The organism is Micromonospora maritima, from assembly GCF_902825405.1.
Lineage (GTDB): Bacteria > Actinomycetota > Actinomycetes > Mycobacteriales > Micromonosporaceae > Micromonospora > Micromonospora maritima.
In genome coordinates, this window is record NZ_CADEAU010000735.1 from 1 (window position 1) to 2,067 (window position 2,067).

Here is a 2,067-nt window from a genome sequence, read left to right on the forward strand (position 1 = left end):
CCCCGCGCCACCGCGGTGGGCGTGTCCCCGGCCGGACGCCGGTAAGCTGGCCGGCCGTGAGCACAACCGGATCGCCGCCCACCGTCGCCGAGGTGGTGGCCGCCCTGGACCGCCGCTACCCGCCGGCCTGGGCCGAGGAGTGGGACCGGGTCGGCCTGGTGCTGGGCGAGCCCGACCACCCGGTGCGCCGCGTCGCCTGCGTGGTCGACGTGGTCCCGGAGACGGTCGACGAGGCGCTCGCCGCCGGCGCCGACATGATCGTCGCGCACCACCCGCTGCTGCTGCGTGGCGTCTCCTCGGTGGCCGCCACCACGTACAAGGGCCGGATCGTGCACCGGCTGATCAAGGCCGACGTCGCCCTGTACGTGGCACACACCAACGCCGACGTGGCCGCCCCCGGGGTGTCCGACGCCCTGGCCGCCCGGTTCGGGCTGACCGGGTTGCGCCCGCTGCACCCGCCCCGCCCCGGCTCGCCCGCCGACGGGCCCGACCGGGGCATCGGCCGGATCGGCGAGCTGCCCGTCCCGACGACCCTCGCCGAGCTGACCAGGCGGGCCGCCGACGTGCTCCCGGTCACCGCCTGGGGCGTTCGCGCCGCGGGCGATCCCGGGCGTATGGTTCGTACCCTCGCCGTCAGCGGTGGCTCGGGGGACAGCTTCCTCGCCGAGGCGACCGCGGCCGGGGTGGACGCGTTCCTCACCGCGGACCTGCGCCACCACCCGGCCGGCGAGCACCTCGCCGCCGGCGGCCCGGCCCTGCTGGACGCCGCCCACTGGGCGACCGAACGACCCTGGCTGGACGACCTGGCCGCCCACCTGCGGGACGAGCTGGGCGTCGAGGCCGTGGTGTCCGACCTGGACACCGACCCGTGGACCGTGCACGCCGCCGCGCCCCGACCGGACGACAAGGAGCCCCGACCGTGAAGGCTGACCCGAAGGTGCAGCGTCGCCTGCTCGACCTGCAGGCGATCGACACCACCCTGGCCCAGCTCGCGCACCGCCGCCGCAGCCTGCCGGAGCGGGCCGAGCTGGAGGCGCTCGCGCGGGAGCTGTCCGCGCTGGAGGACGAGCGGGTCCGCGCCCAGGTTGCCGTCGACGACCTGGACCGGGACATCGCCCGGCTGGAGAAGGACGTCGACCAGGTGCGGGCGCGCAAGAGCAAGGACGAGGCCCGGCTGGCCTCGGGCAGCGGCCCGGCCCGGGAGCTGGAGGCGCTCCAGCACGAGCTGGTCTCGCTCAACCGCCGGCAGAGCGACCTGGAAGACGCCGAGCTGGAGCTGATGGAGCAGCGGGAGACCGCGCAGGGCGTACTCGACGGCATCGAGGGCCGCATCGCCGACGCCCGGGAGCGCCGGGCCGCGGCCGAGCAGCGCCGCGACGACGCGCTGGCCGAGATCGCCAAGGAGGAGGAGTTCAAGCGGACCTCCCGCCAGCCGCTCGCCGGGGACCTGCCGGCGGACCTGGTCACCCTCTACGACAAGATCCGCGAGGACACCGGGCTGGGCGCGGCGCTGCTCACCGGAGGCCGCTGCGGCGGCTGCCGGCTGGAGCTGTCCGGCGCCGACCTGGCCCGGATCCGCAAGGCCGACCCGGACGACGTGGTCCGCTGCGAGGAGTGCCGCCGGATCATGGTCCGGACGAACGAGTCGGGGCTGTAGTCGCCGTGGCGGTGCGCGCGGTGGTGATCGAGGCCGACGGCGGGTCCCGGGGCAATCCCGGGCCGGCCGGCTACGGCGCGGTGGTCCGGGACCCGGAGACCGGTGAGGTGCTGGCCGAGCGGTCCGAGTCGATCGGCACGGCGACGAACAACGTGGCCGAGTACCGGGGCCTGATCGCCGGGCTGGAGGCCGCCGCCGAGCTGGGCGCGGCCGAGGTCGAGGCGCGGATGGACTCCAAGCTGGTGGTCGAGCAGATGTGCGGCCGCTGGCAGATCAAGCACCCCGGGCTGCGCCCGCTCGCGGCCCAGGCCGCCGGGCTGGTCGGCCGGTTCGCCGCCGTCCGCTTCGTCTGGGTGCCCCGGGAGCGCAACCGGCACGCGGACGCCCTGGCCAACGCGGCGATGGACGCG

At 76.3% G+C, this 2,067-nt stretch carries 3 protein-coding genes; all 3 read left to right on the plus strand.

From position 1 onward, the window contains the following. Positions 1–56 precede the first annotated feature (56 nt). Positions 57–923 (plus strand): Nif3-like dinuclear metal center hexameric protein, encoded by an 867-nt coding sequence (locus HUW36_RS31660; RefSeq protein WP_174531423.1) that lies wholly within the window; start codon positions 57–59, stop codon positions 921–923. Then, a complete protein-coding gene (locus HUW36_RS31665; protein ID WP_099164166.1) occupies positions 920–1,657 on the plus strand; it encodes a zinc ribbon domain-containing protein in 738 nt (245 codons plus the stop codon). Before HUW36_RS31660 ends, HUW36_RS31665 begins: the two co-directional genes overlap by 4 nt. Before the next feature lie 5 nt (positions 1,658–1,662). Further along, positions 1,663–2,067, plus strand: a 405-nt coding sequence (locus HUW36_RS31670; RefSeq protein ID WP_174531424.1) for a reverse transcriptase-like protein, incomplete at its 3' end; no start/stop codon positions are given.